The sequence below is a fragment of the Nocardioides sp. S5-5 genome, assembly GCF_054954065.1.
This window is the reverse complement of the sequence record NZ_CP199913.1, coordinates 1,975,821-1,997,344: the sequence shown is the minus strand read 5'-3', so window position 1 is coordinate 1,997,344 and position 21,524 is coordinate 1,975,821. Positions and strand designations below refer to the sequence as shown.

At 72.0% G+C, this 21,524-nt stretch carries 18 protein-coding genes; 7 read left to right on the top strand and 11 right to left on the bottom strand.

Annotation, left to right across the window (positions count from 1 at the left end; translation table 11 throughout):
* The first annotated feature begins 53 nt into the window (after nucleotides 1–53).
* Nucleotides 54–512, top strand: a complete 459-nt coding sequence (locus ACUP6Y_RS09430) for a VOC family protein (RefSeq protein WP_462555609.1) — start codon at nucleotides 54–56, stop codon at nucleotides 510–512.
* 111 nt (nucleotides 513–623) lie between these two features.
* Nucleotides 624–1,490 (top strand): 3-methyl-2-oxobutanoate hydroxymethyltransferase, encoded by an 867-nt coding sequence (gene panB, locus ACUP6Y_RS09425; protein WP_462555607.1) that lies wholly within the window; start codon nucleotides 624–626, stop codon nucleotides 1,488–1,490.
* A gap of 7 nt (nucleotides 1,491–1,497) precedes the next feature.
* Here panB and ACUP6Y_RS09420 read toward each other — a convergent pair whose 3' ends face one another.
* Together ACUP6Y_RS09420 and ACUP6Y_RS09415 are read right to left on the bottom strand one after the other, a co-directional pair.
* Nucleotides 1,498–3,519, bottom strand: coding sequence for a M3 family metallopeptidase (locus tag ACUP6Y_RS09420; protein WP_462556680.1), 2,022 nt, complete (start codon nucleotides 3,517–3,519; stop codon nucleotides 1,498–1,500).
* Nucleotides 3,520–3,569: 50 nt separating this feature from the next.
* Complete coding sequence (locus ACUP6Y_RS09415) at nucleotides 3,570–4,760, bottom strand: lysozyme family protein (RefSeq protein WP_462555605.1); 1,191 nt, start codon at nucleotides 4,758–4,760, stop codon at nucleotides 3,570–3,572.
* A gap of 127 nt (nucleotides 4,761–4,887) precedes the next feature.
* On the opposite strand from ACUP6Y_RS09415, the gene ACUP6Y_RS09410 reads away from it, so the two are divergent.
* Entirely contained in the window at nucleotides 4,888–5,556 is a 669-nt protein-coding gene (locus ACUP6Y_RS09410) for a thymidine kinase (protein ID WP_462555602.1), read from the top strand.
* A 14-nt stretch (nucleotides 5,557–5,570) separates the two neighbouring features.
* Here the strand turns inward: ACUP6Y_RS09410 and ACUP6Y_RS09405 are convergent, their stop codons facing one another.
* From ACUP6Y_RS09405 to ACUP6Y_RS09385, 5 genes are all read right to left on the bottom strand, one after another.
* Nucleotides 5,571–6,704: an alkaline phosphatase family protein gene (locus ACUP6Y_RS09405; RefSeq protein ID WP_462555599.1), complete on the bottom strand. Its 1,134-nt coding sequence runs from the start codon at nucleotides 6,702–6,704 to the stop codon at nucleotides 5,571–5,573.
* 4 nt (nucleotides 6,705–6,708) lie between these two features.
* Complete coding sequence (locus ACUP6Y_RS09400; RefSeq protein WP_462555596.1) at nucleotides 6,709–7,278, bottom strand: DUF5998 family protein; 570 nt, start codon at nucleotides 7,276–7,278, stop codon at nucleotides 6,709–6,711.
* A 47-nt stretch (nucleotides 7,279–7,325) separates the two neighbouring features.
* Nucleotides 7,326–10,049: a bifunctional acetate--CoA ligase family protein/GNAT family N-acetyltransferase gene (locus ACUP6Y_RS09395; protein WP_462555594.1), complete on the bottom strand. Its 2,724-nt coding sequence runs from the start codon at nucleotides 10,047–10,049 to the stop codon at nucleotides 7,326–7,328.
* Nucleotides 10,050–10,350: 301 nt separating this feature from the next.
* Nucleotides 10,351–11,862: a group II intron reverse transcriptase/maturase gene (ltrA, locus tag ACUP6Y_RS09390; RefSeq protein ID WP_462555591.1), complete on the bottom strand. Its 1,512-nt coding sequence runs from the start codon at nucleotides 11,860–11,862 to the stop codon at nucleotides 10,351–10,353.
* 478 nt (nucleotides 11,863–12,340) lie between these two features.
* Entirely contained in the window at nucleotides 12,341–13,558 is a 1,218-nt protein-coding gene (locus tag ACUP6Y_RS09385) for a DUF222 domain-containing protein (protein WP_462555588.1), read from the bottom strand.
* Nucleotides 13,559–13,756: 198 nt separating this feature from the next.
* Between ACUP6Y_RS09385 and ACUP6Y_RS09380 the strand changes: the two genes are divergently transcribed.
* The 4 genes from ACUP6Y_RS09380 to ACUP6Y_RS09365 are packed head-to-tail and all read left to right on the top strand — an operon-like array spanning nucleotide 13,757 to nucleotide 19,209.
* Nucleotides 13,757–16,237: a DNA gyrase/topoisomerase IV subunit A gene (locus ACUP6Y_RS09380; protein WP_462555586.1), complete on the top strand. Its 2,481-nt coding sequence runs from the start codon at nucleotides 13,757–13,759 to the stop codon at nucleotides 16,235–16,237.
* Between the two features lie 4 nt (nucleotides 16,238–16,241).
* Nucleotides 16,242–16,964, top strand: coding sequence for an LppX_LprAFG lipoprotein (locus ACUP6Y_RS09375; protein ID WP_462555584.1), 723 nt, complete (start codon nucleotides 16,242–16,244; stop codon nucleotides 16,962–16,964).
* A 10-nt stretch (nucleotides 16,965–16,974) separates the two neighbouring features.
* On the top strand, nucleotides 16,975–18,705 hold the full coding sequence (locus ACUP6Y_RS09370; RefSeq protein WP_462555582.1) for an MFS transporter: 1,731 nt from the start codon (nucleotides 16,975–16,977) through the stop codon (nucleotides 18,703–18,705).
* Between the two features lie 9 nt (nucleotides 18,706–18,714).
* Entirely contained in the window at nucleotides 18,715–19,209 is a 495-nt protein-coding gene (locus ACUP6Y_RS09365; protein WP_462555580.1) for a beta-class carbonic anhydrase, read from the top strand.
* Here the strand turns inward: ACUP6Y_RS09365 and ACUP6Y_RS09360 are convergent, their stop codons facing one another.
* The 4 genes from ACUP6Y_RS09360 to ACUP6Y_RS09345 form a co-directional block, all read right to left on the bottom strand.
* Nucleotides 19,210–19,581, bottom strand: coding sequence for a hypothetical protein (locus tag ACUP6Y_RS09360; protein WP_462555578.1), 372 nt, complete (start codon nucleotides 19,579–19,581; stop codon nucleotides 19,210–19,212). It lies immediately after the preceding gene.
* A gap of 129 nt (nucleotides 19,582–19,710) precedes the next feature.
* Nucleotides 19,711–20,205 carry an NAD(P)H-dependent oxidoreductase gene (locus ACUP6Y_RS09355; RefSeq protein WP_462555576.1) on the bottom strand — a complete coding sequence of 165 codons (495 nt, stop codon included), beginning with the start codon at nucleotides 20,203–20,205 and terminating at the stop codon, nucleotides 19,711–19,713.
* On the bottom strand, nucleotides 20,202–20,918 hold the full coding sequence (locus ACUP6Y_RS09350) for an LLM class flavin-dependent oxidoreductase (protein ID WP_462555573.1): 717 nt from the start codon (nucleotides 20,916–20,918) through the stop codon (nucleotides 20,202–20,204). Before ACUP6Y_RS09350 ends, ACUP6Y_RS09355 begins: the two co-directional genes overlap by 4 nt.
* Before the next feature lie 20 nt (nucleotides 20,919–20,938).
* Complete coding sequence (locus tag ACUP6Y_RS09345; protein ID WP_462555571.1) at nucleotides 20,939–21,334, bottom strand: hypothetical protein; 396 nt, start codon at nucleotides 21,332–21,334, stop codon at nucleotides 20,939–20,941.
* Between the last annotated feature and the right edge of the window lie 190 nt (nucleotides 21,335–21,524).

The window sequence follows — 21,524 nt, the reverse complement described above, 5'->3', positions numbered from 1 at the left end:
CTCGGCGAGCGGCACCCCGATGAGTCGGCGGCGCGGCGCCGGTCTGACCCGGCATGAGCCTCGCGAGCAGCCACATCCAGCCCTGCCTGTGGTTCGACGACCGACTGGAGGAGGCGGCGCGCTTCTACACCGCGATCTTCCCGAACTCCTCGATCACGCACCTCGGCCCGGTCGCCGGCGAGTTCACCCTCGACGGGCTCACCTTCCGCGGGGTCAACGGCGGACCCGAGATCGCGTTCTCCGAGGCGGTGTCCTTCTCGATCGTGTGCCGCGACCAGTCGGAGGTCGACTACTACTGGGACTCGCTCGCCGACGGCGGGCAGGAGTCGGTCTGCGGGTGGCTCAAGGACCGGTTCGGACTGTCCTGGCAGGTCGTCCCGGCCCGGCTGCACGACCTGCTCGCCGACCCCGACGCGCGGCGGGCCGAGGCCGCGAGCCGGGCGCTGCTCGGGATGCGCCGGATCGTGGTCGCCGAGCTCGAGGCCGCCGCCGACGCGGCCGCTGCGGGGTGACCGAGCACACAGCGCGCCGGGCCGTCGTACCGGACTAGCCTCGTCAGTGCCCGTCAAACGAACGTGGACCCGCACCTGCGGGCCGCGAGTCACCAGAAACGGAGCTCGACGATGAGCAGCACCACCCCCGAAGAGACCGCGCCGTACGGCGGCGGCACCCCCCCGGCCTCCGGGTCCGCGCCGATCAGGCGGATCCGCACCCACCACCTGCATGAGATGAAGCAGCGCGGCGAGCGCTTCTCGATGCTCACCAGCTACGACCAGCTGACCGCGCAGGTCTTCGACGAGGCCGGCGTCGAGGTCCTCCTCGTCGGCGACAGCGCGTCCAACAACGTGCTCGGCAACGCGACCTCGCTGCCGGTCACGGTCGACGAGCTGCTCCCCCTCACCCGCGCGGTGAGCCGCTCCGTGTCGCGCGCCCTCGTGGTCGGCGACCTCCCGTTCGGCTCCTACCAGGCCTCGCCCGAGCAGGGCTACCTGACCGCCGTACGGTTCATGAAGGAGGGCGGCGCGCACTGCGTCAAGCTCGAGGGCGGCGTCGAGATGGCCCCGCAGATCGAGAGGATGACCCGCGGCGGCATCCCCGTCATGGCCCACATCGGCTTCACCCCGCAGTCCGAGCACGCCCTCGGCGGCTACCGGGTCCAAGGCCGCGGCGACGCCGCCGAACGGATCCTGCGCGACGCCCTCGCCGTCCAGGACGCCGGCGCCTTCTCGGTCGTGATGGAGATGGTCCCCGGCGACGTCGCCGCCGAGGTCACCGCCAAGCTCGACATCCCCACCATCGGCATCGGCGCCGGCAACCGGTGCGACGGCCAGGTCCTGGTCTGGCAGGACGCCTTCGGCCTGCGCACCGGAAAGCTGCCCCGCTTCGTCAAGCAGTACGCCGACCTGCGCTCGGTGCTGCTCGACGCCGCCCGCGCCTACGACACCGAGGTGAAGTCGGGCGCGTTCCCGGGTCCTGAGCACACGTTCTGAGCCGCGCTCAGGTCAGCCCGCGCCGGGCGAGCAGCGGCTCGATCGGCGCGGGCCGGCCCCGCCACCTCGCATAGGACTCCAGCGGGTCGCGGGTGCCGCCGATGCCGATGACGTGGCGCAGGTACGCCTCGCCGTTCTCGCGGGTCAGCCCGCCGTGGTCGCCGAACCAGGCGACGGTGTCGGCGTCGAGGACCTCGCTCCAGATGTAGGAGTAGTACGCCGAGGCGTAGCCGGAGCTGAAGCTGTGGGCGAAGTACGGCGTGGAGTAGCGCGGCGGCACCGCCGGGTTGTCGAGCCCGGAGGCGGCCAGGACGCGCTGCTCGAAGGCGGCGACCTCGGCGACGTCGGTGGGGACGTCGTCGGGCCCGAGCTCGTGCCAGGCGAGGTCGACCAGCGCGGCCGCGAGATACTCGCTCGTCGCGAAGCCCTCGTTGAAGGCCTCGGCGGCACGGAGCCGCTCGACGACGTCGGCGGGGATCGGCTCGCCGGTCTCGTGGTGGACGGCGTAGCTGGCGAGCACCTCGGGCCACAGCAGCCACATCTCGTTGACCTGGGACGGGTACTCGACGAAGTCGCGGAAGACGGCGGTCCCGCCGAACTTGGGGTAGGTCGCCCGGGCCAGGAGCCCGTGCAGCGCGTGGCCGAACTCGTGGAACAGGGTGCGGGTCTCGTCCCAGGTCAGCAGGGTCGCCTCACCGGCCGCCGGCTTCGGCACGTTGAGGTTGTTGACCACCACGGCCGAGTCCACGCCGAGCAGGCCGGACTGGGTGACGAAGCTGCTCATCCACGCGCCGCCCCGCTTGGTGTCGCGGGTGTAGAGGTCGAGCAGGTAGAGCCCGATCGGCGTGCCGTCGCGGCTGACCTCGAAGACCCGGACGTCGGGGTGGTAGCCCGGCAGGTCGGGCCGCTCCTCGAAGGTGAGGCCGTAGAGCCGGCCGGCGGCGAAGAAGACGCCGTCGCGCAGGACTCGCTCGGCCTCGAACCACGGGCGCAGCGCGGCCAGATCGACGTCGTACCGGGCGCTGCGGACCCGCTCGGCGTAGAACGGCCAGTCCCACGGCTCGACCGGGAAGCCGGCGAGCTCGGACATCGCGTCCTGCTCGGCGCGGGCGTTGCGGGCCGCGGGTACGGCGAGCCGCTCGAGCAGCGAGCGCACGGCCTGCGGCGTACCGGCGGTGTTGTCGGCGGTGACCGCCGCCGCGTGGTTGTCGAACCCGAGCAGCCGGGCGCGCTCGGCACGGAGCCGCAGGATGTCGAGCGCCGTGGCACGGGTGTCGTGGTCGCCGCCGCGGCTGCCGCGGCTGCGCTGGGCAGCGGAGAGCCGGCGGCGCAGGTCGCGGTCGGTGAGCGCGGCGAGGTGCGGGTGCGCGGTCGGCAGGACCAGGGTGAGCAGGTGGCTCCCGGTCAGGCCGCGCGCTTCCGCGGCCGCGGCGGCCGCCGACACCTCCCCCGGCGTCAGGCCGTCGAGCGCCGCCGAGTCGTCGACGACGACGGCGAGGTCGTTGCTGTCGGCCTGCAGCGCCAGCTCGAAGGCCGTCTCCTGGCTGGAGATCCGCTCGTTGAGCTCGCGCAGCCGCGCCTTGTCGTCCTCGCCGAGCGCGGCGCCGGCCAGGCGGAACTCGGTGACATAGCGCTCCACGAGGTACACCGCCTCCGGGTCCAGACCCGCCCGGTCGTCGTACACCGCCTGGAGCCGGGCCCACAGCGCCGGGTCGAGCAGGATCGCGTCGGTGTGGGCGGCGAGCCGGGGCGCGAACTGCGCCCGCACGCCGTCGATCACCGGGTTCGCGTCCGCGCCGGCCTTGTTCCAGAACACCCGCAGCACCCGCGTCAGCGTGGTGCCGCTCAGCTCGAGCGGGACGAGGGTGTTCGCGAAGGTCGGTGGCGCCGGATCGGCGCTGATGGCGGCGACCGCGGCGAGCTGGTCGGCCATCGCCGCCTCGATCGCCGGGGCGTAGTCGTGATCGTCGATGTCGGCGAACCGCGGCAGCTGGTGCGGCAGGTCGCTGGTCCCGAGAAGTGCGTCCATCGTCACGACCTCACCCTAGACGCTCTCCGAGCCGGACCGTCGGCGGAAAGCTAGGGCGTGCCGGCCTCCGGGGCGAGCGTGGCGGTGGGCTCCTCGGTCGGCAGCTCCTCGGTCGGCAGCTCCTCGGTCGGCAGCTCCTCGGTCGGCAGCTCGTCGACGGGCAGCTCGTCGAGGGGCGACTCCGGGTCCGGCGTGGGCTCCGGCGTCGGCTCGGGCCCCGGGCCGGGCGTCGGCTGCGGCTCGGTCGACAGCGGCACCGCCGGCACGGCGGGCGCGGCCGGCGTGGGCACCATCGGCAGCACGCCGAGGGCCGAGCGGGTCCGGGCCAGCACCGTCACCCACTCGGCACAGCACGCGGGCGACGCCCCGACGGGCACCGTGACCGGGGCGGTCGCGAGGGCGGTCGCGACGGCGGCCTGGGCGGCGGCCTGGGCGGCGGCCTCGGCGCGGTACTCCTCGACCAGGCGGCCCACCGTCCGCGCGAAGCGGGGCGTGGCGTCGTAGCCGTGCAGAGCCTTGCGCAGCGGCTTCGGGCGCGCGAGGTCCTGGCCGCTGGAGCACAGCAGCACCGCGACACCCAGCGCGGCGTCGTCGAGGTCCTGCACGTCGCGCACCCCGTCGGCGTCGGCGTCGACCGCGACCTGCGACCAGGTCTCGGGAAGCAGGGCCATCGGGCCGAGCGGCGCGTCCCAGCGCGGGTTGCCGTCGAGGTCCCCGGCGTCGGTGTCGGAGACCTGGCTGCGCCCGCCCCTGCCGTTCAGCGCCCGGCCGACCAGGGCCGGCTCGACTCGCCCCTCGACGGTGATCTGGTGACTCAGGTCGCCGCCCCGGCCGTGGTTCGACGCGAGCCGGCCGATCGCCGCCAGCACCAGCCAGTCGAGGTTGCAGGGAGCCGCCGCGTTGATGACCGTCGCCGCCCGCTGGTAGGCCGCCACGGCCGCGGCGGGTACGTCGGCCAGCCGGTCGCCGGCTCCTGCCGCGCTGGAGACGTTGCGGATCACCACCTGCGGCGCGCTCTCCGCGGCAGGCTCGACGGCCGCCGGCGGCGCACTCGCGGGAGCCTCGAGCGCGGCGCTCTCGGCGCCGGTGACGGCATCGGCAGGCTCCGCGCTCGGGCGCGACGAGGGACGCCCACCGACGACTCCGGTCGTCGTGAGGACGACGGCTATGGCCGCAAGCACCGAGATGATGGTGACGACTCGACGCACCCGGCGTCCGCCGAGCCAGTCGGCGACCTCCACTGTCCACCTGCTTCCTGTTCCGTGACCTCCCTAGTGTTCTCCTCGAATCGGCACAACGCAGCCGATTCAGCAGGACTTCACGGGATGTGGTGGATTTCTTCATCCAGATGGGTGAGAGGATGCGCCGGTGGCCGAGCTGATCTTCCGCACCGGGACGATGGACGCCGGGAAGTCGACACTGGCTCTGCAGACCAATCACAACCACGCGGCCCGCGGACGGCGGGGCCGGCTGTTCACCAGCCACGATCGCGCCGGCACCGCCATGGTGTCCTCCCGCCTCGGCCTGGTCGCCGACGCCGAGGAGGTCGCGCCCGGCCTCGACTTCTGGCGCTACACCGTCGACGCCCTCACCCAGGGCGCCCGGATCGACTACCTGATCTGCGACGAGGCGCAGTTCTACACCGCCGAGCAGATCGACCAGCTGGCCAAGATCGTCGACGAGCTGCAGATCGACGTGTTCTGCTTCGGCATCCTCACCGACTTCCGCACCCGCCTGTTCCCCGGGGCGGCGCGCCTGGTCGAGCTCGCCGACCGCACCGAGGTGCTCCAGGTCGAGGCGCTGTGCTGGTGCGGCAAGCGCGCCACTCACAACGCCCGCACCGAGAACGGCGTGATGGTCACCGAGGGCGAGGTGATCGTGGTCGGCGACGTCGACCCCGCCGAGCACGAGCCCGCCGAGGTCGACGACGTCGACGTCGCCTACGAGGTGCTGTGCCGCCAGCACCACCGGCGCGGCATGACCGCGGCCCGGGCCCGCGCGGTCAGCCTCTCCCCGGAGCCGCTGCCGTTCACCTGATCAGGCGAGGCGGCTCAGTCGACGAGGACGGGGATCAACATCTCGTCCGGGGTAAGCGAGCCGTGCATGCCGATCAGCTTGTTCTCGTAGGGGAACCCGTCGGTCGACAGCACCGCGAAGTCGCCGCGGCAGGCGACCACGACGTCACCGATCCGCGGCAGCACCGACGGGTCGACCGGCCCGAACCAGCCGCGGCCGATCGCCTCGGAGCGGCTGAGCACCTCGGCCCGCTCCCCCAGCCGCTCGCGCCAGGTGGCGACCACGTCGGGCACCGCGCCACCGGTGCAGTAGAGGTGGCGGAAGCGCGCCTCGCCGCCGACCAGGGCCACCCCGGAGCGCAGGTCGGCATCGGCGGACACGTCGAGCCGTGAGGTGGCGGGCACGTCGACCATGCCGTGGTCCGCGATCACGACCAGGCGTCGGTCGGCGGGCAGCGCCTCGCGCAGCTGCTCGGCCTCGTGGTCGATCATGGCGAGCTGCTGGAGCCACTGGCTGGAGGCGACACCCCAACGGTGGCCGGTCCAGTCGAGGTCGCCGTCGTAGACATAGGTGAGCGCGGGCTGTCGCGGGGCGGGAGCGGAGGCGCCGACCACGGCCGCGATCCGTTCGCCGACCCGGTCGACGCCGACGTACTCCGCGCCCCGGTGCGCGGCGACGGTCAGGCCGCTGCCGTTGAACTCGCGCTTGTTGACCACCGTCACCCGCACGCCGGCCGCCTGCAGCGACGAGAACGCGGTCTGGTGCGGCTGCCACTGGATCGGGTCGACGTCGCCGTCCCAGAGCAGTGCGTTGAGCAGCTCGCTGGTGCCGGGGATCCGGGTGGTGAAGCCGACCAGGCCGTGCGCGCCCGGGGTGAGGCCGGTGCCGAGCGTGGTCAGCGAGGTCGAGGTGGTCGACGGGACGCTGGCGGTCGCCGGGGTGGAGGTCTCCAGCAGCGCGGAGAGGTACGGCGCCGCGTGGGCGTAGCGCTCGAGCAGCCGGGCGCCGAGCCCGTCGATCAGGAAGACGACGTACGAGGCCGCATCGGGCAGCACCAACCCGGTCGGGGCCGGGCCGAGCGGGCTGCCCAGGGCATGGGCCGCGGCCGGGACGACGTCGCCGAGGGAGCGCACGCCGTACGCCGGCTCGCAGAACGACGCGACCTCCACCCGGTCAGCCCCTCGTCAGCGCCGACAGCGACGCGGCGAACGAGAGCAGCCCGCCGACCGCGTCGGTGCCGTCGGCCGCGGCCGAGACGCGCAGCGAGAAGTCGTCGGAGGACAGGGTCCCGGTGTAGCCGTGGTCGGCCTCGCACTGCGGGTCGTTGCAGTCCGCCGGCTCCAGGTCGACCCGGTTGACCGCGCCCCAGCCGATGGTGAGCACCGCCTCGGCGGGCGGGCGGGGGCCGGCGGTCGGGTTGGTGGTCATCCGGGTGACGACCACGGAGGCGACCGAGCGCAGGCTGACCGCCTCGGTCGAGGTGGAGGTGTACGGCTCGGGCAGCAGGTCGTCGCCGGCGTGCTCGTCGGTGTGGGCCAGGATCAGCCGCGACGGGGTCAGCACGACCACCGTCTGGTGGCGGCGCACCTCGTCGCGCTCGAAGGTCGGCTCGTGGTGGACGTAGTAGGACACCACGTTCTCGCCCGCGACCGCGTCGACGACCGCGTCGGCGACGACCTCCGGGTAGTAGCCGGTGCGGTTGATCGCAGCGCTCAGCTCGGCGCTCCGGTCCCGGTCAGTCATGGCGGCATCCTCGCACGCCCGCCGTCGACGCCGACGAAGGACCACTCCTACTCCGGGATCGTGGTGACCAGGTCGGGCATCCGCCGCACCAGCGAGTCCGGCCGCGGGTCCTTGACCGCGGCGACCCGGACGGAGGCGGTGAGCACCGCGGCGGTGTCGACACCGGCCAGCACGAGCGACAGCTCCAGCGCGCTGACCTGCGGCAGGTCGCCCTGCAGCACGGCGACCCGGGTGATCAGGTCCTCGATCGCCGCCACGTCGACCGGGTCGGCGCCGCGGTAGCCGAACAGCAGCGGCGAGCTCTTCACCTCGCGCACCATCGACGCCACCTCGTGGGCGTTCAGCGGCGGGATCCGGTAGGACCAGTCCCCCAGCAGATCGATGACCGGACCGGAGATGCCGAACGAGACGACCGGTCCGAACAGCGGGTCCTCGAAGGAGCGCACGGAGATGGGTACGCCGGTCGGCGCGTTGCGCTGCACGACGAAGCGCCCGACAGCGGGGTCGACGAGGCCGGCGAGGTAGTCCCAGGCCTCGGTCATGTCGTGCGGGTCGGGGATGTTGCGCCACACGTGGATCTGGTCGGGCCGCTCGCGCACCGACGACAGCGTCGACTTCAGCACGACGTCCCAGCCGAGCCGCTCGCCGGCAGCGACCGCCTCGTCGACGTCGGCGACCACCTCGGAGGGCCACAGCTCGATGCCGTAGGCCCGCAGCAGCGCGGTCACCTGGTCCTGGTCGAGCTCGACCTCGCGGTCGGCGGCGACCACCTCGGGGTCGGCGAGCACCCGGTCGACGAGGCGTCGGGCGCTGTGCGTGTCGACCTCGCCGGCGTCGGCCACCGGGCCGTCGGGGGCGTGCAGCCACACGGCGTACTCCACGACCCGGGCCAGGGCCCGGACCGCCGCCTCCACGGCCGGGTACGACGGCACCGAGCCGCGTCCCGCCGACGAGCCGGCGACGTCGGGGACCCGCAACAGCTCCGGGATGCCCTCGGCGCCGAGGAAGGAGGACACGAGCGGCTTGTCGGACTGCTCCCCGACCGCCGCGAGGACGTTGGCGACCTCTTCGCCGGACACGTCGAGCGGCGGGATGTAGACCGCGATGACCGAGTCGACGTCGGGATCGTCGATGGCGTCGTCGAGGGCGTCCTCGAAGTCCTCGGCGGTGGCGTCGGCACCGAGCGCGACCGAGCGGTTGACGACCAGGCCGACCGCCGAGGCGGCGTCGGCGGCGAGCAGCCCGAGCGCGTCGGAGTTGCCGACGATCGCGACCCTTCTGCCCCGGGGCAGGGGTTGGTGGGCGAGGAGCTGGGCGACGTCGAACATGTCGTCGAGAGTGTCGACCTGGATCACGCCGGCCTGGCGGAACATCGCGTCGACGGCGGCCTGCGGGGCGCCGATCCGCCGGACCGTGTGGCCCATCGGCACGCCCTGCGTCGTGCGGCCCGACCGGACCGCGACGATCGGCTTGCGCGCCGAGACCCGGCGGGCGATCCGGGAGAACTTGCGCGGATTGCCGATCGACTCGAGGTACATCATCACGACCTCGGTGGCGTCGTCCTCCTCCCAGTACTGCAGGAGGTCGTTGCCGGACACGTCGGCACGGTTGCCGGCGCTGACGAAGGTGGAGATGCCGAGACCCCGGTTCTTGACCTTCTCCAAGATGGCCGAGCCGAGCGCTCCGGACTGGCAGAAGAAGCCCGCACGACCGCGGGCCGGCATCACCGACGACAGCGAGGCGTTGACCTGCACCACCGGGTCGGTGTTGAGCACGCCCAGGCAGTTGGGGCCGATCAGCCGCAGGCCGTAGGAGCGGCACAGCCCGGCCAGGTGTCGCTGCCGCTTGCGGCCCTCCTCGCCGGTCTCGGCGAAGCCCGACGAGATGACGATCAGGCCGTGGACGCCCTTGTTGGCGCAGTCGAGCACCACGTCGGTGACCGCGTCGGCCGGGACCGCGACGATCGCGACGTCGACGTCGTCGGGGATCTCGTTGACGTTCTTGTACGCCGGGATGCCCGACACCGCGGGCGCGCTCGGGTTGACGACGTAGACCCGGCCGGTGAAGTCGCCGTTGACCAGGTTGCGCACCAGCACCTGGCCGATCGTGTCCTGCCGGCGGCTGGCACCGATGATCGCGACCGAGCGCGGGTGGAAGAAGCGGTGGATCGAGGCGGCTTCGGCGGCGTGCTCCCGGCCGTGCATCACGCCGATCGCCGTGTCGGTCGGGTCGATCGGGAACTCGAGGGTGATCACACCGTCGTGGTAGCCGCTGACCACCTTGTAGCCGGCGTCGCGGAAGGTCTGGATCATCCGGGAGTTGTCGGGCAGCACCTCCGCCGTGAACCGCTCCACCCCGCGCTCCCGACCCGCCTGGGCGAGGTGCTCCAGGAGCAGCTGGGCGATGCCGCGGCCCTGGTGCTCGTCCTCCACGAGGAAGGCGACCTCGGCCTCGCGGTTGGCCACCACGTCGTACCGGCCGACCGCGATCATCCGCTCCTGCAGGAGCAGCACCAGCGCCACCCGGTCGCGGTGGTCGACGTGGGTGAACCGGCGCACGTCGCGCTCGGACAGCACCGGCATCGGTGAGAAGAAGCGGTAGTACTTCGACTCGTCGGAGACGCGCGCGTAGAACTCGACCAGCAGCTCGTCGTCTTCGGGACGGATCGGCCGGATGTGGGCCGTCCGCCCGTCACGGAGCAGGACGTCACCCTCCCAGTGCGCCGGAGGCGCCTCGATCTCGTCGGTGGGGGTCGGGTCGCCGGGGCTCACAGGGAGAATCTATCGGGTCGGTGGGGCGGTCCCAGCCGGATATCGCGACCGCCGGTCTACGTGCGTCGGTGGAAGCGGATGTCGCCGTCGGGCAGTCGTTCGTGGGTGTAGCGGTGGTCGTGGATGCGTTGGTGGTGGTGTCCACACAGGCTGATGCCCAGGTCCAGGTCGGTCGATCCGCCGCCCGCCCAGTGAGGTCGGCCGGGGGCGCGGTGTCGGGATTGCTCCGGGTCCGTTTCCCCCGACCGCCTGCCCGAACCGGACGTGCGGCTTTCACCGCATCCGGCTCTCCACGAGTCCCTCAGGACGGTGCTGTTACTGGCTGTTGGGTCCATGGCGTGGGGATCGCGGCTCCCCGGTAGCGGTGACGAACGATCGTCATCGTGGCGGGTTGCCACAGGTTCACGCCGTCCTGCGCTCGGGGCCACCAGCCGTGCTGGCGGTTGTAGTAGCGCCGGAAGATCCACTTCGTGGGCCGTTTGGGGTGTCGCTTGCGTAGCCATCGCCACACGCTCCACCACAGGTAGTCGTGGAGGTTGGAGTAGGCGTCGCTTGATGCCCCGTGCCGGAAGTAGATGGCCCATCCGCGAGTGATGCTGCTGAGACGTCGAAACACCTCGCTCACGTCGCTGGTCGTGATTGTGCTGGTGACCGCCTTGACCTTCCGTTTGATCGAAGCCATCGACTTCGCTGACGGGTAGGTGTAGACGTGTCGCCGGTCGCTTCCTCGTTGCTGGTGCCGCCGGATGCGGAACCCGAGAAAGTCGAACCCCTCGTCGATGTGGACGACCTGGGTTTTGTCCGGCGCGAGCCGGAGCCCGATCCGGTCCAAGACGTCCGCGACCTCGTCCCACAACTGCCGGGCGTGTCGCTCGGTCCCGAACACCATGACCACGAAGTCGTCGGCATACCGGACCAGCCGATAGGTCGCTCCTCCTCGGTTGCGGTGTCGGTAACGGGCGCTGGCGTTGGGCAGTTGCGCCGCGACTGCGGCGAAGTGCTCATCGAGCACGCTCAGGGCGAGGTTGGCCAGCAGCGGCGACAGGATGCCGCCCTGAGGGGTGCCGGTATGGGTGTCCCGGTTGAGTCCTTCTTCGTCCAGCAGGCCCGCCTTCAAGAACGCCTTGACCAGCCCCAGGACGCGCTTGTCCCCGACCCGTCGACGTAGACGGTCCATCAAGACCGTGTGGTCGATCTCATCGAAACAAGCCGCGATGTCGCCCTCGAACACCCACTCATAGCCGGTGCGGGCGTACAGGCGGATCTCCTCGATCGCGTCCTGGGCTCGGCGTCGGGGACGGAAACCATAACTGCACGGATCGAAGTCCGCTTCCAAGATCGGCTCCAACACCAACTTCAAGGACGCCTGCACCACCCGGTCCCGCACGGTCGGAATCCCCAGCCGACGGACCTTGCCGCCCGCTTTCGGAATCTTCCTCTCCCGAACCGGGAGCGGCTCGAACGCGCGGGACTTCAGATCGCCGCGCAACTCGGACAAGAACCCGCTCACTCCACGTTCAGAGCGCTCGATCTCACCCGCTGTCTTGCCGTCGATCCCGGCAGTACGTGCCCCCTTGTTCCCCCGGACCCGCTCCCATGCCAAAGCAAGAAAGGCCGGGTCCACCACGAGGTTGAACAGATCATCGAACCGGCGGCCAGGATCGGCCGCCGCCCATTGGTGGAACTTGGTCTGAATCTCCAGTACCCGCCGTTCGGCCCCATAGGGGCTCTCCAGCATGGCGTCGATATTCACCGACGCGTCTTCTGACATGACAGTCCCTTCGTTGCCTGACTCGCTGCCGCCCTTCGCCATGACGCCCGCGATGCACGTCGCGTGACCGGCTTTCCCGGCCTCGGACTACTACGGCGGCTCCGCCCCATCCCGACGCTTCGGCCGACGGTGTGCCTACCCGGACCCGCTGGCTGCGGGGCCTGTTGTGCTGTTCCGGGACACGACCGGGATGGTTCCCGTGTTCACCTGCTACCGCTCGACGAGGGAGGAGCCCAGCTTTACCCCGACGGCCCCCGCGGCTACGCCGCAGACCTTCACCACGGGCTGACCAGACCACTGGCTGCGGCTGGCCGGACGACGCACCCGACCCATTCGGCGTCGCGCACCGTACACCGGCCCATATCCACCAAGTTTGAGCCGGCTCCACATAACGAGGCGTCTGACACTGGTTCCTCGCGTACTCCTTCTCATCACGCTCGCCGGACCCGGCCCGTCTGGTGATCCCGGACCGTCCCGGCTTTGTCAGGGCTGCTTCCCACCCTCCCCGGCACCTCCCGGATCAGGCTGCCCTCAGCTTCACCGGACTGCTGCGACAGACCGGCGACGGAGGTCTCTCACCTCCATTCGGTAGAACAGGCGCCTCACGGCGCACCGGGTCGAGATGGTGCATATGGCACCAGCGGGCCGGGATCGAGCAGCCCTCGGCCCGGCACACGTGGTCGCGCAGCCGGATCGCCGCCCGCTGCGCAGGCTGGAACAGCCGGGCCGACCGCCCCAGGTCGAGCACACGGCCCCGGCCGTCGAGCACCACGGGGATGATCCGGGCCTGGCAGGCCAGACGCCGTGCCTCGGCCGCGGAGATGGCCTCCTGGCCCTCACCGGTGAGCAGGCCCGCGGTGGCGAGGTCAGCACGGAGCTGGTCGATGTCGATGGTCACCGCGACCGTGGTCGCGTCCCCACCGTGCTCGGGAAGCCGCTCGGGGTCGATGAGCTCGAGCAGGTCCATCAACGCCCACGCCCGGCGACGGTGGAACGGCGAGCGGGCCGCCTCCGCGTTGGCCTGCGCCGAACGGTCATGATCGGGCCGGGCAGGGTTGGTGTGGGCGTCGAGGTACCCCTTGAGTCGCTCCACCGCCCCGGTCGGCAGAACGCCCGACAGGCGGGAGCGTCCCTCACCCAGGTTGCGGAACTTCAACGACGCCCGATCACGCGCCGCGGCCTCCTCGGCCTCCAGCCGGCGGGCCTCTTCGGCCTCGGCGATCTCCGGGGCCACGACGTCGAGGATCCGGCGCCCAAGACGGCGCAGCTCGACCGGGCCGAACTCGGCGGCGTACTCGAGCAGCCGGGCCTCGGCATCGGCTCGCAACTCGGTCCCGAGCCGCTCGGGCAGATCGGCGACGGTGGAGGCGATCGCACGCGCCTGCGCCGCGTTCACGGCACCGGCGCGCAGGCCGGCAGCCACCAGCGGCCGCTCCTGCAGCGAGCTCGCCAGCCGCAGGTCGGCGCTCGTGGCCGCCGGGTCGAGACGGGCGGCATGCGCCAGCCACGCACCGGCATCGCGGGCGCCGTGCTCGGCCGCGACGTCACCCGCATCGGCAAGACAGCGCAGCCGCAGCTCGTCGGCCTGCGCCACCAGCGCGACGGACTCCAGCAGCAGACGCTCCTTCTCCGCCGTGGACAGGTAGAGCGGCTGCACGTCGGCGACTCGATCGAGCACCGCGCGCGCGTCGGCCACCGCGGCCAGCAGCGGCTGGACCAGCGAAGGTGCGACGGTCATCGTGCAGCCTTTCCCGAGAGTCGACGTACGTCGATCCTACCGCCTCGGTTCGAACATACGCTCGAACAACGTGGTGGCTGTGGACAACCCCCCTGTGGACACCGCCGCGGACGCCGCCGATCACGCGGACGACATCACCCCGACCTGATCGGCGAGCCCCCGACCCGCATGTCGGACCGACCCGGAAGAATGCCGCCCATGGCACGGCGTACGAAGGCAGATCCCCTCCCTGAGGACTTCGAGGAGCACATCCTCGACACCGACATCCGCGACGAGATGCAGTCGTCGTTCCTGGAGTACGCCTACTCCGTCATCTACTCCCGCGCCCTGCCCGACGCGCGCGACGGGCTGAAGCCGGTGCAGCGCCGGATCCTCTACACGATGAACGACATGGGCCTGCGGCCCGACCGCGGCCACTCCAAGTGCGCGCGCATCGTCGGTGAGGTCATGGGCCGGCTGCACCCCCACGGCGACGGCGCGATCTACGACGCCCTGGTCCGCACCGCGCAGCCGTGGGCGCTGCGGCTGCCGATGGTCGACGGTCACGGCAACTTCGGCTCTCCCGGCGGCGAGGACCCGCCGGCGGCGATGCGCTACACCGAGGCCCGGATGGCGCCTCCCGCCGTCGCGATGACCGAGTCGATCGACGAGGACACCGTCGACTTCAAGCCCAACTACGACAGCCGCGAGTACGAGCCCACCGTGCTCCCCTCGGCGATCCCCAACCTGGTGGTCAACGGTACGACGGGCATCGCGGTCGGCATGGCGACCAACATGGCGCCCCACAACCTGGTCGAGGTGGTCCAGGCGCTGCGCCATCTCATCCAGCACCCCAAGACCGACATCGACGGCCTGATGAGGTTCATCCCGGGGCCCGACCTGCCCACCGGCGGCAAGATCGTCGGCCTCGACGGCATCCGCGACGCCTACGAGAGCGGTCGCGGCATCTTCAAGATGCGCGCCACCGCCCGGATCGAGAGCATCGGGCGCCGCAAGGGCATCGTGGTCACCGAGCTGCCCTACAACATCGGCACCGAGAAGGTCGTCGAGCGGATCAAGGTGCTCGTGCAGTCGAAGAAGCTGCAGGGCATCGCCGACATCAAGGACCTCACCGACCGCGAGAACGGGCTGCGCCTGGTCATCGAGGTCAAGAACGGCTTCGTCCCCGAGGCGCTGCTCGAGCAGCTCTACAAGCTGACCCCGCTCGAGGACTCCTTTGGCATCAACAACGTCGCCCTCGTCGACGGCCAGCCGCGCACCATGGGCCTCAAAGAGATGCTGGAGGTCTTCCTCGAGCACCGCTACGACGTCGTCCGCCGCCGCTCGCAGTTCCGCCGCAACAAGAAGGCCGCCCGGCTCCACCTGGTCGACGGCCTGCTCCTGGCCCTGCTCGACATCGACGAGGTCATCCAGGTGATCCGCACGAGCGACAACTCGGCGGCCGCCAAGGAGCGGCTGATGAGCGTCTTCGAGCTGTCCGAGGTCCAGGCCGAGTACATCCTCGAGATGCAGCTGCGCCGGCTCACCAGGTTCTCCCGCCTCGAGCTGGAGAAGGAGCAGGAGGAGCTGCGCAAGGAGATCGAGGAGCTCGACGCGATCCTCGCCGACGAGGGGCTGCTCAAGAGGCTGGTGTCCACCGAGCTGGCCGAGGTCGCCAAGACGTTCGGCACCCCGCGGCGCACCGTCTTGCTGGAGTCGGCCGGCACCACCGCCGTCGCCGCCGCGGCCGCGCCGCTCGAGGTCGCCGACGACCCGTGCTTCGCGCTGCTGTCCTCCACCGGCCTGCTGGCCCGCACGAGCAACGCCGACGAGATCGGCACCGGCGGCGACCGGGCCAACCACGACGTGGTCGTCTCCGCCATCCGTACGACGGCCCGCGCCGACATCGGCGTGCTCACCTCCGCCGGGCGCCTGGTCCGGCTGGCGGTCCTCGACCTCCCGGCGATCCCGCCGTCGGCCAACGAGCCCAACCTCCAAGGCGGCCTGCCGCTGTCCGAGGTGCTCGAGCTGGCCGCCGGCGAGCGGGCGCTCGCGCTGACCACGCTGAGCGCCGAGGGCCCCGGCCTCGCGCTCGGCACCCGACAAGGCGTCGTCAAGCGGGTCAACCCCGAGGTGCTGAGCAAGGACGAGTGGGAGGTCATCGGCCTCAAGGAGGGCGACGAGGTGGTCGGCGCGGTCCAGCTGAGGACCGGCCAGGAGGAGCTCTGCTTCGTCACCTCCGACGCCCAGCTGCTCCACTTCCCGGCCGACTCGGTTCGCCCCCAGGGCCGCTCGGGCGGCGGCATGGCCGGCGTCCGGGTCGCCGACCGCGAGCGGGTGGTCTGGTTCGGCGCGCTCGACCTGAACTCGCCCGGCGGCGTGGTCCTGGTGACCTCGTCCGGCTCCTCGACCGCTCTGCCCGGCACCGAGCCCGGCTCGGTCAAGGTGACCGACTTCTGGGAGTACCCCGCCAAGGGCCGGGCGACCGGCGGCGTGCGCTGCCACCGCTTCCTCAAGGGCGAGGACGGCATCGTCTTCGCCTGGGCCGGACCCGCGCCGGCCCGGGCCGGCGCCGCGAGCGGCGCGCCCGTCGACCTGCCCGAGGCCACCGGCCGCCGGGACGGCTCCGGCGTGCCGAGCAGCCAGGCGCTCGCCGCAGCGGCTGGTCCGCTGGCCGTGACCCTGGGTGTGTCAGGGTGAGCGCATGACGACGACCTCGACCCGCGTGGCCGCGGGCCTGCTCTCCGCCCTCGTCGCCGTCGGCGGCCTGACCGCCTGCTCGGGTGACGACGGCGGCGGCTCGTCGAAGACCGAGTCGTGGTCCGACGCCGGCGCCAAGGCCAAGAGGCTGCTCGACGACACCAGCGGCATCGAGGTCTCGCTCTCGACCGACGACGACCCCGGCACCGACTACCTCTCGGCCGCGAGCGGCACCATCGTCGCCGACCCGCCGGCCTTCGAGGGCACCGTCGCGGGCCGGGTCAGCGGATTCGACGCGAGCTCGATCGACGTCGTGTCGGTCGACGGCACGCTGTGGATCAACGCCCCGATCCTGGGGTGGACCGACCAGTACCAGCCGGCCGACCTGTGCGCCCCCGACCCGGCCCAGCTGCTCGACCCGACGACCGGCGTCTCCACGGTGCTCACCAGCAGCACCGACGTGAAGGCCGGAAAGTCCGAGCGCGGCGGCAAGGACAACAAGGAGATCTTCCACACCTACGCCGGCACGGCCACGGGCGACTCGATCCGCACGATCCTGCCCTGCGCCGAGGGTGACGACTTCGAGGCGACCTACCGCCTCGACGACGAGGGCCACCTGCGCACCGCCCGGCTCACCGGCGTCTTCTTCAAGGACTCCGAGCCGCTGACGTACACCATCGAGGTCACCGCCTACGACGTCACGAAGGACATCTCGGCTCCGAAGTGAGCCGCCACCAATGAGCGCGGCGAACCGGCTGCTGCTGGCCTTCTGCGCGATCGCCGTCGCGTTCGCGGCGGTCGACACCTATGTCGTCGTCCTGGCGCTGCCGGACATGATGGCGGGCGCCGGGATCCCGGTCGAGGAGCTGCAGCGGGCGGCGCCGATCGTGTCGGGCTTCCTGCTGGGGTACGTCGCGATCCTGCCGCTGATCGGCCGGATCGCGGACCTGCGCGGACAGGTGCCGGTGCTGGCGATGTCGCTGGTGGTGTTCTCGGTCGGCTCGCTGGTCACCGCGATCTCCTACGACCTGCCGAGCATGGTCGCCGGCCGGTTCCTCCAGGGCGTCGGCGGCGGCGGGCTGGTCCCCGCGACCATGTCGTTGGTGGCCGCGCTGTACCCGGTCGAGCGGCGCGGCCTCCCCCTCGGCATCGTCTCCGCGGTCCAGGAGTTCGGCAGCGTGCTCGGCCCGCTCTTCGGCGCCCTCGTGCTGTCCTTCACCTCCTGGCGCGGCATCTTCGCGATCAACCTGGCCGTCGGCGCGCTGCTCGTGGTCGCGGTCGGCCTGGTCGCCCGCGCCGCTTCGCAGGTCGAGGAGGTCGCACGGCGACCGTCCCGAGATCCCCGCCGCGTCCTCGACCGACTCGTCGCGCTGCTGCTGCTCGCGACGACCCTGGTCTCCGGCCTCCTCACCTTCGCCGAGCCGGGCGGCCTGCAGCGCGACCTGACTTGGGGCCGGCTGTTCATCCCGTACGTCGACGGCGGCAGCCGCTGGGTCACCCCGGTCGGCGTCGCGAGCATCGTGGCCTTCGTGCTGCTCGTGGCCTGGTGCTGGCTCCGGCCGCGGGCGCTGGTCGACCTGCGCGACTGGCTGCGGCACCTGCTCGCGGCCGACCTGCTCGGCGCCGGCCTGCTCGCGGTCGTCCTCGGCGGCATCGTGCTGGCCTTCGCGACCGCCGACCCCGAGGTGGCGGTGTTCTCCCCGCAGGGGCCCTGGTTCCTGACCGGGTCGGCGATCGCGCTGGTCCTGCTCGTCGCCCATCTGCGCCGGGCGGCGGCGCCGATCGTGCCCCGTGGGGCGCTGCGGCCGATGCCCGCATGGGGCGCCCTCGTGGTCAGCTTCCTGGTCGGCTGGGCCCTGATCGCCGCTCTCGTCGACATCCCGCTCTTCGCCCGCACCACCACCGAGCGCGACTCCCAGCTCGGTGCGGCGCTGGTGCTGCTGCGCTTCCTGGCCGCACTGCCGATCGGCGCGGTGCTGGGCGGCTGGCTGCTGCGGCGTACCAACGCCGGTGTCCTCACCGCCGTCGGCATGCTCGCCGCCAGCGGCTCGTTCGTCGTGATGGGCGGGTGGGACGCCCACAGCCTGGAGGGCTTCACCGCCACCGTCCCGCTGGTCGTGGGCGGTCTCGGCTTCGGCCTCGCCCTGGCTCCCGTCAACGCCGCGATCCTGGCCAGCACCGACGACGACGCCCACGGCCTGGCCAGCGCCCTCGTGGTCGTCGCCCGGATGGTCGGCATGCTGGTCGGCATCTCGGCGCTGACCACGATCGGCCTGCGCCGCCTCTACGCCGCCCAGGCCGCCGACCCGAGCCTCGGCCTCACCGAGCTCGGCATCCTGCAGGAGCAGGCGGTCTTCCGGGGCGCCTCCGTGGCGGCGTTCGCCGCCGCCGTGCTGGCCGTGGCGGTGTTGTCCAGAGCACACACCCGCGACGTGGACACCGCCGAGGTGCTGCGCGCGGGCGGATAATCTGCGGTCATGGGTGATTTCGATGATCTGCTGAAGGCCAACCAGGAGTACGCCGCCGACTTCGCCGACGGCGGGTTCGACGGAATCGCACGAGCCGGCCTCGCGCTGGTGACCTGCATGGACTCCCGGATCGACCCCCTGGGTCTGACCGGCCTGAAGCCCGGCGACGCGAAGATGCTGCGCAACCCCGGTGGCCGGGTCGACGACCTGACCCTGGACGCGCTCGTGATCTCGGTCCACATGCTCAACGTCGACCGGATCATGGTCATCCCCCACACCCGCTGCGCGGTGGCCAGCAACAGCGAGGCCACGCTGCGGGAGCGACTCGACGCGTCGACCGGCCAGGACACGTCCTGGCTCACGCTGCCGGTCACCGACGGCCAGGCGGCCGCGCTGTCCGCCGACGTCCAGCGGGTCCGCGCCCATCCCCTGATCCCCGACACGGTCAAGGTCGGCGGGTTCATCTACGACGTGGACACGGGCCTGCTCGACCAGGTGCTCTGATCACAGCAGGTCGCGCAGCCGCTGGTCCACCAGCGCGCCGGGCAGCCCGCCCAGGCCGGCGCCGAGCGCGGCGAGGTCGCCGAGCCCGGTGATCCGGTCCAGCAGGGCCGTCGTGGCGCCGACCGGGTCAGTGCCGAGCGGCACGTCCATCAGCAGTGGGCAGTCGACGGCGCCGCCGTCGGGCTCCGGCGGCAGCCGGCTCGTCCAGCAGCCGGTCTCGAGCCGCAGCGGCGCGGTGGGCCCGACGCCGTCGGCCAGCACGTCGACGTACCAGAACAGCTCGCCGACCGGGATCCGCAGGTGTCCCCGGCGCGCCTTGGCTCCCCGGGCCTTGAGCAGCTTGACGACGGCGGTGCGGTCGGCGGTGCTCATGGGCTCATGCTGGCACAGGTCAGGCGGCGGCCGTGAGCCTCCCGGACCCGCCGCTCGGGAAGACGCCGACGGCCTCCCGGAGCCGGGCCGGGTCGAGATCCTGGTTGGTGGTCAGCACGGTGACGCTCATCAGGAGGCCCCCGATCGGTCGAGGGCGGAGACCACCGGCCGGACCTGGGCCAGCCAGGCGGCGTAGGCGCCCGGGTCGTCGTGCTGGCTGTCGAGGACGTAGAGGCCCCGCACGGTGGCGAAGCCCAGCTCGGCCAGCACCGGGCGCAGCGTCAGCTCGGCGGCGAGGGCGTGGCCCGGACCGGCCCCGAGCATCAGGGGTACGGCGACCGCGGGCCGCGGCCGTGCCTCGAACCGGTCGAGGAAGACCTTGAGCAGCCCGGTGTACGTCGCCTTGTAGGTCGGGCACGCGAAGACCACGACGTCCGCCGTCCCGACCTGCTCGACCAGGTCGCGGGCCTCGGGGTCGTCCCAGGCCAGCAACCCGGCTCCCGCGGTGGCGAGGTCGACGACCAGGTCGGGCGCCGCGCCGGTCAGCTCGGTGGCGAGCAGGGTGGCGGCGCTCAGGGTGCGCGAGGCCGGCTTGGGGTTGCCGACGACGACCGCGGTGCTCACGCGACCACCTGCCGAGCGCCGAAGGGCACCGCCCCGGCCGATGGGGCGGCCGGCGACGGGTGCGACCACAGGCCGCGCCGGGCGAGCTCGGGCAAGACGCCTTCGCCGAACCAGTAGGCCTCCTCGAGGTGGGGGTAGCCGGACATCACGAACTCGGAGATGCCCACCTCGGCGTACTGCTCGACCAGGTCGGCGATCTCGGTGAAGCTGCCGACCATGGCGGTCCCGGCGCCGCCCCGCACCAGGCCGACCCCGGCCCACAGGCTCGGGTGGATCTCCAGCGCGTCCTTGGTGCCGCCGTTGAGCTCCAGCATCCGGGCCTGGCCGACCGACTCGCTGCGCCGCAGCCCGGCCTGCATCTGGGCGATCTGCTCGTCGCTGATGCCGTCGAGGAGCCGGTCCGCCTCGGCCCAGGCAGCCGCGGAGGTGTCGCGGGCGATGGAGTGCAGCCGGATGCCGAAGCGCAGCTCGCGTCCCTCGTCGGCGGCCAGCTTGGCCACCCACTCGATCTTCTCCCGTACGGCGGCCGGCGGCTCGCCCCAGGTCAGGTACACGTCGACGTGCCGGGCGGCCACCCGCCCCGCCGCCTCCGAGGAGCCGCCGTAGTAGATCTGCGGCTGCGGGTCCGGGATCTGAGCCAGCACCGCGTCGAGCCGGTAGTACACGCCGTCGTGGGTGGGCAGGAACCAGTGGAACGTGAGCTGTTGTGTCATGTCGTCCTTCTGTGTCGTGGTCAGAGCTGGCCGTGGTTGGGGGGCAGCCGGCCGTCGAGGGCCCAGTGCCCGAGGTGGCGCACCTTCCAGGCGGCCGGGTCGTGCAGGGTGTGGGTGCGGGCGTTGCGCCAGTGCCGGTGCAGGTTCAGCGAGTCCAGCGCGGACCGGGTGCCGGCGACCTCGAACAGCCGCGTGCCCGCCTCCAGGCTGGCGCTGGTCGTGGCCGCCCGGGCCGCGGCGACGGCGAGACTGGCCGCGCCGGCCGACTCCGCGTCCAGCGCGGCGTGCAGCAGCTGCGCGAAGGCGCCGTAGGTCTGCGGCCCCTCGAAGGTCAGGTGGTACGGCGTCAGCCGGTCCGTGCGCACCGCGACCCCGTCGAGCCGGACCGTGCCGCTGGCCGTCGTCCGCTGGCCCATGCCGGGTCGGGCTGCTGGTCATCACTGCTCCTCAATCCGGGTATGTGGATCAGATTGCTCGACTTTGACGGATCAGACAAGGCGAAACGGCCCGATTCGCCGTCGCCATGGACGACGGAGCCATCGGCCGCGCCTTCCACTCCGCCTGGAGGCGGCACCGAGGTGCCGCACCAGACTTTCTATAGTAATT

Excerpts from the sequence above, each read along its gene's own strand:
- ACUP6Y_RS09350 (WP_462555573.1), bottom strand. The coding sequence starts at position 20,918 with ATGACACAACAGCTCACGTTCCACTGGTTCCTGCCCACCCACGACGGC.
- ACUP6Y_RS09420 (WP_462556680.1), bottom strand. The coding sequence starts at position 3,519 with ATGGACGCACTTCTCGGGACCAGCGACCTGCCGCACCAGCTGCCGCGG.
- ACUP6Y_RS09380 (WP_462555586.1), top strand. The coding sequence starts at position 13,757 with ATGGCACGGCGTACGAAGGCAGATCCCCTCCCTGAGGACTTCGAGGAG.
- ACUP6Y_RS09370 (WP_462555582.1), top strand. The coding sequence starts at position 16,975 with ATGAGCGCGGCGAACCGGCTGCTGCTGGCCTTCTGCGCGATCGCCGTC.
- panB (WP_462555607.1), top strand. The coding sequence starts at position 624 with ATGAGCAGCACCACCCCCGAAGAGACCGCGCCGTACGGCGGCGGCACC.
- ACUP6Y_RS09400 (WP_462555596.1), bottom strand. The coding sequence starts at position 7,278 with ATGACTGACCGGGACCGGAGCGCCGAGCTGAGCGCTGCGATCAACCGC.
- ACUP6Y_RS09365 (WP_462555580.1), top strand. The coding sequence starts at position 18,715 with ATGGGTGATTTCGATGATCTGCTGAAGGCCAACCAGGAGTACGCCGCC.
- ACUP6Y_RS09345 (WP_462555571.1), bottom strand. The coding sequence starts at position 21,334 with ATGGGCCAGCGGACGACGGCCAGCGGCACGGTCCGGCTCGACGGGGTC.
- ACUP6Y_RS09360 (WP_462555578.1), bottom strand. The coding sequence starts at position 19,581 with ATGAGCACCGCCGACCGCACCGCCGTCGTCAAGCTGCTCAAGGCCCGG.
- ACUP6Y_RS09375 (WP_462555584.1), top strand. The coding sequence starts at position 16,242 with ATGACGACGACCTCGACCCGCGTGGCCGCGGGCCTGCTCTCCGCCCTC.
- ACUP6Y_RS09430 (WP_462555609.1), top strand. The coding sequence starts at position 54 with ATGAGCCTCGCGAGCAGCCACATCCAGCCCTGCCTGTGGTTCGACGAC.
- ACUP6Y_RS09385 (WP_462555588.1), bottom strand. The coding sequence starts at position 13,558 with ATGACCGTCGCACCTTCGCTGGTCCAGCCGCTGCTGGCCGCGGTGGCC.
- ltrA (WP_462555591.1), bottom strand. The coding sequence starts at position 11,862 with ATGGCGAAGGGCGGCAGCGAGTCAGGCAACGAAGGGACTGTCATGTCA.